This window comes from Roseateles chitinivorans, assembly GCF_050632235.1.
GTDB lineage: Bacteria > Pseudomonadota > Gammaproteobacteria > Burkholderiales > Burkholderiaceae_C > Roseateles > Roseateles chitinivorans_A.
In genome coordinates this window covers 1,004,346-1,016,520 of sequence record NZ_CP192584.1, presented here as the reverse complement: position 1 = coordinate 1,016,520, position 12,175 = coordinate 1,004,346, and the positions used below count along the sequence as shown (strand labels likewise).

The window sequence follows — 12,175 nt, the reverse complement described above, 5'->3', positions numbered from 1 at the left end:
GTCCGGGTCCTTCGCCCGGTTCCTTTCCATCGCGGTACCCGCCGCGGTTTCCACCACTGTTGCGACCCCTGGTCGACAAGGACCCACCACCATGATGAAGAAAGCCCTGCTGCTCGCCTCCCTGTTCGCCGTCGCCGGCCTGGCGCAAGCCGAAGCCGCGACCTACGCGATCGACCCGACGCACACCTACGCCACGTTCGAGATCAAGCACTTCGGCACCTCGACCAACCGCGGCCGCTTCGACAAGAAGGAAGGCAAGGTCGAGTTCGACAAGGCCGGCAAGTCGGGCAAGGTCGAGATCACCTTCGACATGAACGGCATCAGCACCGGTTCGTCGCAGTTCGACACGCACCTGAAGAGCAAGGACTTCTTCGACGTGGCCAACAACCCGACGGCCAAGTTCGTCGGCGACAAGTTCACCTTCTCGGGTGACAAGGTCGCGACGGTGGCCGGCCAGCTGACGCTGAAGGGCAAGACCGCGCCGGTGACCCTGACGGCCACCAACTTCAACTGCTACGAGAACCCGATGCTCAAGCGCGAAGTCTGCGGCGGCGACTTCGAGACCACCTTCGACCGCACCGCCTTCGGCGTCGACTACGGCATCCAGTACGGCTTCTCGAAGGACATCAAGGTCATCGTCCAGGTCGAGGCCGTGAAGCAGTAATCCCCTCGGGAATACGTCTCACCCAATGCCGGAAGGCCCGCGGAAGCGGGCCTTTCGCGTTTGTGGCGGCCGCCCTGTCTTGGGGCGGAGGGTCTGTCCGGACCTCCGGCCTGTCGCCGGCCGGTGCAGTCCATCCCGCCGTCCGCACGGCGCGTCGCCCGCCGCGCCGGGGACGCCAGGGTCTTGCGTACAGTGCGAGGCATACGACAGGTCCTCCCATGAACGCGCCGACTCCCGCCTCCCCCACCCCGCTCCAGCGCTGGCAGAGCTTCATGAAGACTGCCGAGCAGGTCTTCCATGCCTACGGCAGCTGGCTGGTGTCCATCACCTGGAAGCGTTTCTCGCTGCTGGCGGTGATGCTGGTCATCGGTGCCAACATCCTCCAGACCCTGCCGCCTTTCTCCCTCAGCTGGCAGCTGCCGGTCGAGACGACCGAGACCACCCATCCGCCCAAGGGTCGCGATCGCGATGCGGAACGCGATCGCCGCGAGAAGCAGCGCGCCGCCGACGCCGAGAAGAAGGTGGCCGAGGCCCAGAAGAAGATCGAGAAGGCCACGAAGCCCGCCGACTCCGGCGAGGCCGGTTCCCAGGCCGGGCACGGCGCCTCCGACGCGGTCGAGGGCGACGGCCTGCGCTACGAGGTGCAGATCGACAGCCGCGGCGTGCGCATCGTGCCGCGCCACCCCGTCGCCGCCGCGGCCAGCGCCGCCTCCGCGGCCGACGCCGAAGGCGCCGTCGATCCGACCCTGCCCTCCGTCGACATCCGCATCCCGAACGAAAAGCAGCGCGAAGCCATCCGCGATGCGGTGAAGTCCGCCGCCGCCGACGCCCGGCGTGCCCTCGAGGAAGCCGCCGAGGAAGCCCGGCAGGCCAAGGCCGATGCCGAGGAAGCCCGCGACGAACTCGAACAGGTCCAGCGCGAGACCTCCCGCAAGACGCGCTATCGCACCGTGCACCTGGGCGACTTCCTGGACAAGCTGGCCGTCCTGGTGGTGCTGGCCTCGGCGCTGTTGAAGGCCACCTACAAGGGCCGGCTGCAGGCCGAGGTGAAGGCCGCCAAGGCCACCGAGACCGCCGAGGCCGAATCGCTGCGCCGCCAGGTCGTCGAGGCCCGCATGGCCGCGATGCAGGCACAGGTCGAGCCCCACTTCCTGTTCAACACGCTGGCCTCCATCGACCACCTGATCGAGACCGATCCGCCGCGCGCCTCGCAGATGCAGAAGAACCTGATCGCGCTGCTGCGGGCCTCCATGCCGACGATGCGCGAAGCCAACGCCAACGGCGGCGTGCGCGACCTGGGCCGCGAGATGGCCGTCATCCGGCCCTACCTGGAGATCCTGCAGGTCCGCATGGAAGAGCGCCTGGTGTCCCGCATCGAGGTGCCCGACGGCCTGCTGTCCGCCGAGTTCCCGCCCATGATGATCCAGAGCCTGGTCGAGAACGCCATCAAGCACGGCCTCGAACCCAAGGCCGAAGGCGGCAGCCTGCTGCTCAAGGCCGAGATCGTCCACGGCAAGCTGCAGGTCACCGTCGCCGACACCGGCCTGGGCTTCGGCCGCGCCGCGACCTCGGGCACCGGCGTCGGCCTGGCCAACATCCGCGAGCGCCTGTCCCTCCTCTACGGCAAGGCCGCCAGCGTCACCGTCGCCGAGAACCAGCCGTCCGGCACCGTCGTGATCATCACCGTCCCCTACCGGACGTCCGCCCACCACGCGCCAGAGCAAGGAACACAAGGAGCACACGCATGAAAACGCTGTTCAAGGCCTTCCTCGTCCTCGGATTCGTCCTCGTCGCCGGCGCGCTGCTGCTCGGCTGGGGCATGGTCCATCTGCTCGGCGACGTCCCGGGCGTGCACCTCACCGTCGACGGCGAAGAGGTCATCCTCAGCGGCATGGGGCTGGCGGACGCCTTCGGCGCCGGCATCGGCCTGGTCGTCGCCTTCGTCGTGCTGTGCCTGGTCGTGCCGCTGGTGCTGCTGCTCGGCCTCGGCCTGCCGCTGCTGATCCTGGGCGCGGTCGCGCTGGTGGCCCTGGCCGCGCTGGCCGGCGTCGGCGCGGTGGTCGGCTCGCCGCTGCTGCTCATCGGGCTCGTCGTCTGGCTGCTGGTGCGCGACAAGCCGCGCAAGGCGCCGCGGGTGCCGCCCGCCCCGGCCTCGCCGACGATGACGTCGTCGGGCGAACCCACGCTGCACGCCTGAGCCCGCTCCCGGGTCCCCCTCCGAGTCCACCTCCGGATCGATCCTCACCTGCCCTAACATCGCCTCCCATGAGCGACACCAGCGACACCCCCAAGGCCCGCGCGCCATCCTCGCGGACGACGAACGCCTGATGCGCGAGCAGCTGCGCAGCCGCATCGCCGAAGTCTGGCCCGAGCTGCAGATCGTGGCCGAGGCCAAGAACGGCCTGGAGGCGGTCGAGCTGGTCAAGGAGCACCGGCCGGACCTGGTCTTCCTCGACATCCGCATGCCGGGCCTGACCGGCGTCGAGGCCGCCAAGCAGATCGCGCAGCTGCCCGACGACGACGACTGGGCGCTGCCCGAGATCGTCTTCATCACCGCCTACGACCAGTACGCGGTCGAGGCCTTCGAGCAGGGCGTCTGCGACTACGTGCTCAAGCCGGCCGAGCGTGAGCGGCTGCTGGTCACCGTCGAGCGCATCAAGAAGCGCCTGGCGCTGCGCAGCGGCGAGGTCGAGCCCGAAGGCCCGAGCGCGGGAACCTTGCAGCAGCTGCTGCACTCGCTGTCGGCCCGGGTGAACAACACCAGCGGCACGCCGCAGTACCTGCAGTGGATCCAGGCCTCGGTCGGCCAGACCATCCAGATGATCCCGGTGGAGGACGTGCTGTTCTTCATCAGCGACGAGAAGTACACCCGCGTCCAGACACCCACCGTCGAGGCGCTGATCCGCAAGCCGATCAAGGAGCTCGTCGACGAGCTCGATCCGAAACTCTTCTGGCAGATCCACCGCTCGACGCTGGTGAACGTCAAGGCCATCAACGGCATCGGTCGCGACTTCCGCGGCCGGCAGCTGGTGGGCGTGCGCGGCCTCGATGAGAAGCTGGAAGTGAGCCGCAGCTACACCCACCTGTTCAAGGGGATGTGACGAGGGGCGGTTCGGGCGAAGGCTTCAGTACTGCCACCGCCGCTGGCCCTCACCCCTGCCCTCTCCCGCAAGCGGAAGAGGGAGTTCCAGCATCATCGGCGGGGACGCTTCGGCGTGACGGGGCCCTTGAGTTTGACGCCCGCCGCCGCCATCGCGCGGCGGACTTCCGGGGCATCCTCGAAGGCGGACTCCAGCTCCGGCTGCAGCGTCTCCAGTTCCAGGCGGGAGTCGGGATCGCCGGGTCGATGCACCTTGCGTGAAGACGCCCTCAGGCCCAGGCCGAGCGCCATCAGCGCGTAGAACAGGAAGGCGATCCGCGGCGCGTCGATCAGGCTGTCGAACAGGCCGACGATCACGAAGCCCACCAGTCCGCCCACCACCGCCGGCGCCAGCGGATGGTGACGTCCGGCGCCGAAGGTCAGGCGCATCAGCACCGTCACCAGCAGGCTGGTCCAGAGCGCGAGGCCGAACAGGCCCTGCTCGAACAGCACATGCGCCGGCAGGCTCTTCATGTGGAAGGGCATGTGGTTGCGGTCGCTGGAGAAGAACCAGCGCGCCAGACCGTCGCTGAAATCACCGTTCTGCAGCACGGGCCCGTGGACGCTGTCCACGATCGAGATCGACGCGATCTCCAGCACGCCACCGCGCCAGTTCTGCGTCACCGACGCCACCAGGCGCCGCGGCGCCCAGGCCGGTCCGCCGAAATCGGCCGGCGCATTCCCGAGTTTCAGCTGCACCGGCTGCCAGGCGCCGCCCTTGGGCTCGATGGCGGCCTCGCGGTCCACGCAGCGCAGCGGGTAGAGCAGGAACTTCTCGCAGACCTCGACGCGCAGCTGGGTCTTGAACTGGGTGCGCAGCATCACCGTCGCGGCGACCTCGCCGGCCACCGCCGGCACGCGCTGGCTGAGCCGGAACATCTCGCCGTTGCCCATCATGTGCAGGCCGCTGGTCAGGGTCACGGTCGGGTGAGGGAACGGCTCCGCACCGGGCAGGCCGGAAGCCGGCACCTCGGACCGCGCCGGATTCAGGTGGTAGTCGCCGACACGTTCCTCGAACGGACCGCCGTTGGCGAAGCTCGCCGGAAAACGCCCGCTGCCCTTGCCCAGCAGCCATTCGTCCGCCGACTTCAGCAGCCCCAGGCTCACGCGCCAGTGTTCGAGGCGGCCTTCGAAATCCTGCTGACCCGTCGACATCCGCTGACCGATGTACGCGCCGCCACCCAGTGCGGCCACCACCGCGCAGGCCAGCAGGCAGGCGGTCCAGACGAGACCGCGGGCGCGCCAGCTCGCGGTGCGCAGGTCCGCGCCGACACGCGGCGACCACTGCGTCGCGATCCACGCGGCCGCCAGCATGCCCAGCACCGCGGCGATGGCGACGACGTCCCGACCGCTGCCCCAGTGCGCCGCGACCAGGCCCGCGCCGGCGAGCGAGGCCATCCAGACGATCGCCAGCGCGAAGGCCTGCGATGGCTGGGTCAATCCACCGCGCCACAACCAGGCCAGTCCCAGCCCCGACAGCACGACGATGCCGTCGATCAGGTAGGCGCCCTTGGGCACGAGGTCGATCAGCAGACCACCGAGCAAGGCCAGCAGCAGTGCCGGCAAGGTCGCCAGCACCAGCAGCGCGCGCATCTGTCCGCGCGGCCACGCCGCGCGCGAAGCCGGCATCGCCAGCAGCACCGCGACGCTGCCGGACAGCGCCAGCAGTGCGCGGTAGCCCCCGGCGCCGAAGAGCACCCAGGCCGCCACGGCCGTCCCGGCGATCACGCCGACGGACCAGGCCAGCGGGACCCGGCGGCCCGCGCCCGGGAAGGCGGTGGACGCGGGCGCGTCCTGCCGCGACGCCTCGGGGCCGTCACGGCGCTGCACCGCCCAGAGGATGGCGCAGATCGCCATGCCGGCGGGCACCGCCAGGTAGACGCCGCGGGAGAAGGTCGTCAGCGAGGCATAGAACGCGAGCAGCAGCACCGCCAGCGCGGCCACGAAACGCAGCGGCCGGCGCTCCCGCATCGCCCACAGCATGCCGAACGGCAGGCTCAGCGCCAGCGCGCCGTCCAGCGACGCGCCGCCGACATTCATCTCCCAGAACAGCGAGGTCGTCCGGTAGTCCGTCGAGAAATCCAGCAGGCCGGTGTAGACCCAGCGCTCCCACAGCGCGCCGAGCGAGGTGGTGATCAGCACCAGCACCCAGGCCGCGCGGGACAGCCTCTGCACCGACGAGGGCCGCAGGTCCGACGCCTTCTGCCACAGCGGCAGCAGCAGCAGGACCAGGAAGAAGCTCTTGCCGGCGCGCAGGCTGTTCATCGGTTCCTGGAACCCTTGCCAGAAACCGAAGTCCATCCCGCCGGCCTGATCGAAGCCGCGCCAGACGGCGATGAATGCGGACAGCGCGAACACCGCCATCAGCACCCGCACCGCGGCGCGCCAGCGCAGCGTCCGGTAGCGCCAGGCCACCGGCTTGCGCGGCGGCGCGGTCGACGCGATCGCGAGGTAGCCGCCGGCGGCGACGGCCAGCACCAGCAGGTCGAGTTCCTCGAAGGTGATCCAGCCGGTCCAGGGCGCGAAGCCGATCACCGGCACCAGCGCCGGCACCAGCAGCGGCAGCGACCGCCAGCCGAAGAAACTCGCCACGGCGATGGCGACCCACAGCGCGGTGGCCGCCACCGGCTGCACCGGGTAATGCCGCATGAGCCAGAGGCCGACGGCGGCGCACGCGACGCCCGAGGCCAGCGTGGCCAGGGCTGACGCGCGTCGGGGCAGGACGAACTTCATGCGCGGGCCCGCCCGAGGCTGCTGGCGATGCACCACTGCGCCGGCCAGTAGCTGGCGAGCACCCAGAAGCTGGCCATCTCCAGCGGCCCGGCGAACTTGTTGATCGCCAGCATCGCATCCGACAGCACGAACAGCGTGCCGCCCCAGGCCGCCCAGCGCGCGAGCGGTTCATCCGGCTGTCCGACGCTGCCGCGCCACCAGGCCCAGGCCTGCGCCGCCATCGCCGACAGGCAGACGACATACACCACCACCGGCGCCCGCAGGTCGGCCGGAATGTGCGGCCAGAGCCGTCCCAGCACCGCCGCCGCGATGACGCCGAACATCAGGAAGGGCCAGCGCACCGCCCCCAGCCGCTTGCGGGTGCAGAAGCCGACGATGTAGCAGACATGGGCGGCGAGGAAGCTCACCAGCCCCGGCAGGAAGCCCTGTTCCGGCCAGAGCAGCGCGACGTCGCCCGCCAGCGAGCACAGCAGCCCGGCGCGCAGCCAGCGCGCCAGTCGCGGGCGCTCGGTGCCGCGGGGCCACGCGTAGACCAGGATGAGCACCGTCGTCAGCGGCTTGAAGAGGAAGGCGAGGACCGGCGGGAGTTGCGCCGGTTGGGACAAGGCGAGGATGGCGGCGGCCGCGCTGAGCAAGGTCAGCAACGGGAGCACGGCGGAAAGCCTGGTAGCGGACTTGGCGGCGGAGGCTGTCATGCGCCCGCATTCTGCCGTTTGCCGGTGACGCCCACCCCCCGGATACAGGTGATATGGCAGACCTTACAGGGTCGACACCGATGTCACGATGAGCGCCATGCAGCGCCGGCCTGCGCCCATCGCGCGTGCGGAGCGTACGACACACGGCGCCCGGGCGCTCACAGGTGCGACCACTGCCGGTCGAGCGCCTGCAGGCGCTCGTGGACCGCGGCCTCCGGGACGAACAACTTCTCCGCCAGCCGACGCGCGCTGACGACGCCTTGATTCATGAGCCGGTAGATCGCGAAGTCGGGCATCAGCAGGCCCAGCGCGAAGCGGTGAGCGTCCTCCTCGATGCGGCGCGGGCTGTGGATCGAGAGGTTCGGCGCCGTCTCTGCGGGGACCGGTCCGTGCTCGAGCACGTGATGTCCCAGCGCATGCGCCAGCACGATGCGACGCTGCAGCGGCTCGTCGGCGAGGTTGAGCTCGATCACCGGGCGCTCGTCCAGGGAGAGGAGCCGGCCGCGATAGGGATACATCGGCTCGCGCGCCCCGCCGCGGTCGCGGACCTCGACGCCGAGGCCTTCGGCCAGCGCGTGGACGTTCACCGCCAGCAGGGTCTGGTCCCCATGCGCCTTGCGCAGCTCGTCGGCGAGGACATCGATGGCACGGTGCCGCGCCGTCGCTTCGGCGGGCGTGCCGGATTCTCGGAAAGAGGAACTGGAAAGCGGGACGGCGGACATGGTCGGACTCCTCGGCGGGCGCAGAGGGTCCGGATGCTAGGAACGCGAGCTTCCCCGTGAAATGACTCGAACCAGTAAGAATCGTTCGCCTACCACTCGCACCCACTGTTCGAGTGACAGGTCTTGCCATCCACGGCGTCGATGGCCGTCGACAACGTGCAATCAGCGAGTGCGGGTGGGGCCGGAATGGGGCTTGGGGTTCCCGGAGGGAGGCCCCATGCCCCGTGGAGAGCCGCGCTTGGCCAAGCGCAGGAATCAGCGATCGTCCTTCGCCGCCTGCGCCTGCTTCGCCGCGCTGTCGGCGGCCTTGGCGGCGAGCTGCTCGCGCATGCGCTTGAGCTTTTCGCGGGGGTCTTCCTTGACGCCCCCCTCGCCCAGCTTCATCTCCGCGATGAACCGGCTGGGCACGCCCATCACCGTCTCGCGGTTCTTCTTGCGCCGCCGCAGCGTCGACACCGCCAGCGTCCGCCGTGCCCGCGTGATGCCGACGTACATCAGGCGGCGTTCTTCCTCGACACGCTGGGGCGTGAGCTCGTCGTTCTCGGCCTTGAAGGGCAGCAGGCCCTCGTTGACGCCGGCCAGCACCACGTGCGGCCATTCGAGTCCCTTGGACGCGTGCAGCGTCGTCAGCACGACCTGGTCCTGTTCCTCCTGGCGCTCGGCCAAGGACAGGATCACGCTGATCGTCTGGGCGACTTCGAGCAGCGTCTGGCGGGGGCTCTCGGTCGTGATGCCGCCGTCGGTGGAGATCTCGCCGCCGCAGCGCTTGGCGACCCAGTCGACGAAGTCGAGCACGTTGCCCCAGCGGGCCTGCGCCACCTTCTCGTTGTCTTCCTGGTCGATCAGGTACTGCTCGTAGGCGATGTCCTTGAGCCATTCCATGATCAGCGCCTTGCCTTCCTCGGCACCGACGGCATGGCGCGCGCGGTACTCGAGGTCGACGACGTAGCGGCCGAATTCATGCAGCCCGTGCAGCGCCTTGCTCGACAGTGTGGCCTTGAGCGATTCGGCGAACAGCGACTCGAACATCGACAGCTTCCACTTCGCCGAGAACTCGCTCAGGTGTCCGAGCGTCTGATGACCGATGCCGCGCTTGGGCGTGGTCACCGCGCGCAGGAACGCCGGATCGTCGTCCTGGTTGACCAGCAGCCGCAGCCAGGCGCAGAGGTCCTTGATCTCGGTGCGGTCGAAGAAGCTCTGGCCGCCGGAGACCTTGTACGGGATCTCGGCGCGGCGCAGCGCCTGCTCGAAGATGCGCGACTGATGGTTGGCGCGGTACAGGATCGCGAAGTCGGAGAACTTCGTCGTCGGCTCGTTGGCCCGGATCGCCTGGATGCGGGCGACGGCGCGCTCGGCCTCGTGCTCCTCGCCGTCGGCCTCGATGAGCGAGATCGGATCGCCCTCGCCGAATTCGCTCCACAGCGTCTTCGGGAACAGCTTCGGATTGCCGCCGATCACGTTGTTGGCGGCGCGCAGGATCGCGCTGGTCGAGCGGTAGTTCTGCTCCAGCGGAATGACCTTGAGCTGCGGGAAATCGACCGGCAGCTTCTTCAGGTTCTCGATCGTCGCGCCGCGCCAGCCGTAGATGGACTGGTCGTCGTCGCCCACCGCGGTGAACATCGCGCGGTCACCGACCAGGCACTTCAGCAGCTCGTACTGGACCGCGTTGGTGTCCTGGTACTCGTCGACCAGCACGTAGCGCAGCGTCTCCTGCCACTTGCCGCGCGCCTCTTCATTGGTCTGCAGCAGCTTCAGCGGCATGCCGATCAGGTCGTCGAAGTCGACCGCCTGGTACGCGGTCAGCCGCTCCTGGTAACGCTGCATGACGACGGCGGCGGCGCGCTCCATGTCGTCCTTCGCGTAGGCCAGTGCCTGCTGCGGGCTCAGGTTCTGGTTCTTCCACAGCGAGATGGTCCATTGCCAGGACTTCGCCGTCGCCGCATCAGTCGTGCCGCCCGCATCGCGCAGCACCGACAGCACGTCGTCCGAGTCGAGGATGGAGAACTGTTCCTTGAGCCCGAGGTGGCGTCCGTCCTGGCGCAGGATGCGCACGCCCAGCGAGTGGAAGGTCGACACCAGCAGTTCCGAGCCGGCCTTGCTGCCCACCAGGTGCTTGGCCCGCTCGCGCATCTCCTGCGAGGCCTTGTTCGTGAACGTGATCGCGGCGATGTTCTTCGGCCGGTAGCCCTCGGACATCAGCTTGGCGATCTTCTGCGTGATCACGCTCGTCTTGCCCGACCCCGCGCCCGCGATCACCAGGCAAGGCCCCGACAGGTGATGCACGGCCGCCAGCTGAGCGGGATTGAGCGTGGTCTTGGACATGGAACGTGCGGGACAGGGAACTTCGAGGCGGCCGGGGATGATAGCGGGACGTACAGTGCGAACCATGAACACAACACTTGCCCTAGCCGCCAATGTCGTCGTCGCCCTCGTGGCGCTGATCCACGTCTACATCCTCATCCTGGAGATGTTCCTCTGGACCACGCCCAAGGGCCGCAAGGCCTTCGGACTGACCCAGGAATTCGCCGAGGCGAGCAAGGTGCTCGCGGCCAACCAGGGGCTGTACAACGGCTTCCTCGCGGCAGGCCTGATCTGGGGCCTGGCGCTGGGCGCCGCGGGCGGTCCGGTGAAGGTCTTCTTCCTGGCCTGCGTGCTGGTGGCGGGTCTGTACGGCGCCGCGACGGCCAGCCGCAAGATCCTCTTCATCCAGGCCATCCCGGCGGCGATCGGCCTGGCGCTCCTGCTGCTGAGCTGAGCGGCACCGGAGCCTGAGCGCGGTCAGTCCGGCAGCGCGACGCCGCGCCGGGCCGCCATCTGCTGCAGTTCCCCGCTGGCACGCAGCCGCTGCATGCCGGCGTCGATCAGCGCCGACCATGGCTCGCCCGCCGCGTCGCGGCGGAAGGCGAAGTGCCCGCGCAGCTGCGCGAACGGCGGCGCGCACAGGGCGACCTGATCGCTCATGCCCAGCTCCTGGATCACCGGCTCCGAATTCCGCTGGTTGGCCGCGATCAGGTCCAGCCGGTTGAGCTGCAGCATGCGCAGCGCCGTGTTCAGGTCCCGCAAGGCGGTCACGTTCAGGCCCCGGCGCGCCTGCTCGAAGCGGTCGCCATAGACCCAGCCCTGCACCGCGCCGATGCGCAGCGGCACCAGCGCCTGGAAGTCCCCCCACCAGAGCCCTGCCTCGCGGCGGCGCGCGTAGAACACCAGCGCGTCCTCGTAGAAGGCCTGGCGCGAGAAACGCATCAGACGCTCGCGTTCCGGCGTGCGGTAGGGCCCGACGAGGATCTGCGCCGGTCCATGCCCGATCATGGCCTGCGCCCGCAGCCAGGGATAGAACTCGTAGCGCGGCTGGTGGCCGGCGGGGATCAGGATCGCGTCGAGCAGGTCGACGGCGAGACCGCCCGGCTTGCCGCCGTCGGGCGCGGGCTCGAAGAGCCGCGCGAAGGTCGTTCCGGCGACGACCACCTGCTGCGCCGCGCGGGGACGTCCCGCACCGGGCCCGCCGGGCGACGACGCCTGAGCCCGCACCGTGCCGCTCATGCCGACGGTCATCGCGCCGAGCGCGGCATGACGGAGCAGGTGTCGGCGGAGGGCGTCCATGGGCTGGCCCATGATAGGCGCGGGTTCCGTCGACAGGCAGCCCCGCGACACGGGGATTCAGACGTCGCGCGGATCGGCGCAAGGGCCGCGGGTTTCGGCGGCCAGGTCCTCCGGCACCAGCGCGCCCGGGATGAAGATGGGGGTGCGGATCGGGTCGCGCCCGATGTCCTCGCCATGGGAGCCGTGGACCGCGAACGCGGCCGAGAGCACCGCGTGGACCTGCGCCATCGTCTCGTACGGCGGCGACGAGCCGCCCGCGAAGAACAGCTTGGCGTCACCGATGCCCAGCCCGCACAGGCCGTAGAGCCGTTCGCCGACGCGGGCGCAAAACTGGTCGGCGATCTGGCGTCCGATCAGGGACGGCAGCCGGACCAGGTAGTCACCCGTACCCTTGTCCACCGCCCATCGCGTCGACAACCGCATCCAGTGCGCGTTCTTGCCGTCGATGCAGCTCTCCAGCACGCCCCGCAGCCAGTGCGAACAATCGGGATCGGTCACCGAATCCCGCCAGCAGTTGCGCCAATCCGCGGCGGACATCGGCTGAATGTCGAAACTCACGCACATCCTCCTCGCGTCGCCACCCAGGGCGACAGGAGAACGATCGTAGGCAGGCAGGCCCCCT

General features: G+C 69.5%; 11 protein-coding genes. 5 read left to right on the top strand and 6 right to left on the bottom strand.

All coding sequences use genetic code 11. The features are described from left to right. The first annotated feature begins 94 nt into the window (after positions 1-94). The 4 genes from ACQ859_RS04515 (at position 95) to ACQ859_RS04500 (ending at position 3,765) form a co-directional block, all read left to right on the top strand. The gene (locus tag ACQ859_RS04515) at positions 95-664 is read left to right on the top strand and encodes a YceI family protein (protein ID WP_431266459.1); all 570 of its coding nucleotides are present in this window, start codon (positions 95-97) and stop codon (positions 662-664) included. A gap of 218 nt (positions 665-882) precedes the next feature. Continuing rightward, positions 883-2,412, top strand: a complete 1,530-nt coding sequence (locus ACQ859_RS04510; protein WP_431264778.1) for a sensor histidine kinase — start codon at positions 883-885, stop codon at positions 2,410-2,412. After that, the gene (locus ACQ859_RS04505) at positions 2,409-2,861 is read left to right on the top strand and encodes a hypothetical protein (protein ID WP_431264777.1); all 453 of its coding nucleotides are present in this window, start codon (positions 2,409-2,411) and stop codon (positions 2,859-2,861) included. Before ACQ859_RS04510 ends, ACQ859_RS04505 begins: the two co-directional genes overlap by 4 nt. A 130-nt stretch (positions 2,862-2,991) precedes the next feature. Beyond that, positions 2,992-3,765 carry a LytR/AlgR family response regulator transcription factor gene (locus tag ACQ859_RS04500; RefSeq protein ID WP_431264776.1) on the top strand — a complete coding sequence of 258 codons (774 nt, stop codon included), beginning with the start codon at positions 2,992-2,994 and terminating at the stop codon, positions 3,763-3,765. Between the two features lie 92 nt (positions 3,766-3,857). Here the strand turns inward: ACQ859_RS04500 and ACQ859_RS04495 are convergent, their stop codons facing one another. The 4 genes from ACQ859_RS04495 to ACQ859_RS04480 all read right to left on the bottom strand — a co-directional run bounded on the left by ACQ859_RS04495 (position 3,858) and on the right by ACQ859_RS04480 (position 10,275). Continuing rightward, entirely contained in the window at positions 3,858-6,536 is a 2,679-nt protein-coding gene (locus ACQ859_RS04495; RefSeq protein ID WP_431264775.1) for a hypothetical protein, read from the bottom strand. Continuing rightward, positions 6,533-7,231, bottom strand: a complete 699-nt coding sequence (locus ACQ859_RS04490; RefSeq protein ID WP_431264774.1) for a lysoplasmalogenase — start codon at positions 7,229-7,231, stop codon at positions 6,533-6,535. The genes ACQ859_RS04495 and ACQ859_RS04490 overlap by 4 nt, the downstream gene beginning before the upstream one ends. Positions 7,232-7,389: 158 nt before the next feature. Then, on the bottom strand, positions 7,390-7,953 hold the full coding sequence (locus tag ACQ859_RS04485) for an ImmA/IrrE family metallo-endopeptidase (protein WP_431264773.1): 564 nt from the start codon (positions 7,951-7,953) through the stop codon (positions 7,390-7,392). Between the two features lie 255 nt (positions 7,954-8,208). Next, positions 8,209-10,275 carry an ATP-dependent helicase gene (locus ACQ859_RS04480; RefSeq protein ID WP_431264772.1) on the bottom strand — a complete coding sequence of 689 codons (2,067 nt, stop codon included), beginning with the start codon at positions 10,273-10,275 and terminating at the stop codon, positions 8,209-8,211. A gap of 64 nt (positions 10,276-10,339) precedes the next feature. On the opposite strand from ACQ859_RS04480, the gene ACQ859_RS04475 reads away from it, so the two are divergent. Further along, entirely contained in the window at positions 10,340-10,708 is a 369-nt protein-coding gene (locus ACQ859_RS04475) for a DUF1304 domain-containing protein (protein ID WP_431264771.1), read from the top strand. Between the two features lie 23 nt (positions 10,709-10,731). On the opposite strand, the gene ACQ859_RS04470 is transcribed toward ACQ859_RS04475, so the two are convergent. Both ACQ859_RS04470 and ACQ859_RS04465 read right to left on the bottom strand, forming a co-directional pair. Then, entirely contained in the window at positions 10,732-11,553 is an 822-nt protein-coding gene (locus ACQ859_RS04470) for a substrate-binding periplasmic protein (RefSeq protein WP_431264770.1), read from the bottom strand. A 57-nt stretch (positions 11,554-11,610) separates the two neighbouring features. Beyond that, entirely contained in the window at positions 11,611-12,111 is a 501-nt protein-coding gene (locus ACQ859_RS04465) for a hypothetical protein (protein ID WP_431264769.1), read from the bottom strand. Positions 12,112-12,175: the final 64 nt, after the last annotated feature.

Excerpts from the sequence above, each read along its gene's own strand:
- ACQ859_RS04510 (WP_431264778.1), top strand. The coding sequence starts at position 883 with ATGAACGCGCCGACTCCCGCCTCCCCCACCCCGCTCCAGCGCTGGCAG.
- ACQ859_RS04490 (WP_431264774.1), bottom strand. The coding sequence starts at position 7,231 with ATGACAGCCTCCGCCGCCAAGTCCGCTACCAGGCTTTCCGCCGTGCTC.
- ACQ859_RS04480 (WP_431264772.1), bottom strand. The coding sequence starts at position 10,275 with ATGTCCAAGACCACGCTCAATCCCGCTCAGCTGGCGGCCGTGCATCAC.
- ACQ859_RS04470 (WP_431264770.1), bottom strand. The coding sequence starts at position 11,553 with ATGGACGCCCTCCGCCGACACCTGCTCCGTCATGCCGCGCTCGGCGCG.
- ACQ859_RS04495 (WP_431264775.1), bottom strand. The coding sequence starts at position 6,536 with ATGAAGTTCGTCCTGCCCCGACGCGCGTCAGCCCTGGCCACGCTGGCC.
- ACQ859_RS04500 (WP_431264776.1), top strand. The coding sequence starts at position 2,992 with ATGCGCGAGCAGCTGCGCAGCCGCATCGCCGAAGTCTGGCCCGAGCTG.
- ACQ859_RS04515 (WP_431266459.1), top strand. The coding sequence starts at position 95 with ATGAAGAAAGCCCTGCTGCTCGCCTCCCTGTTCGCCGTCGCCGGCCTG.
- ACQ859_RS04485 (WP_431264773.1), bottom strand. The coding sequence starts at position 7,953 with ATGTCCGCCGTCCCGCTTTCCAGTTCCTCTTTCCGAGAATCCGGCACG.
- ACQ859_RS04505 (WP_431264777.1), top strand. The coding sequence starts at position 2,409 with ATGAAAACGCTGTTCAAGGCCTTCCTCGTCCTCGGATTCGTCCTCGTC.
- ACQ859_RS04475 (WP_431264771.1), top strand. The coding sequence starts at position 10,340 with ATGAACACAACACTTGCCCTAGCCGCCAATGTCGTCGTCGCCCTCGTG.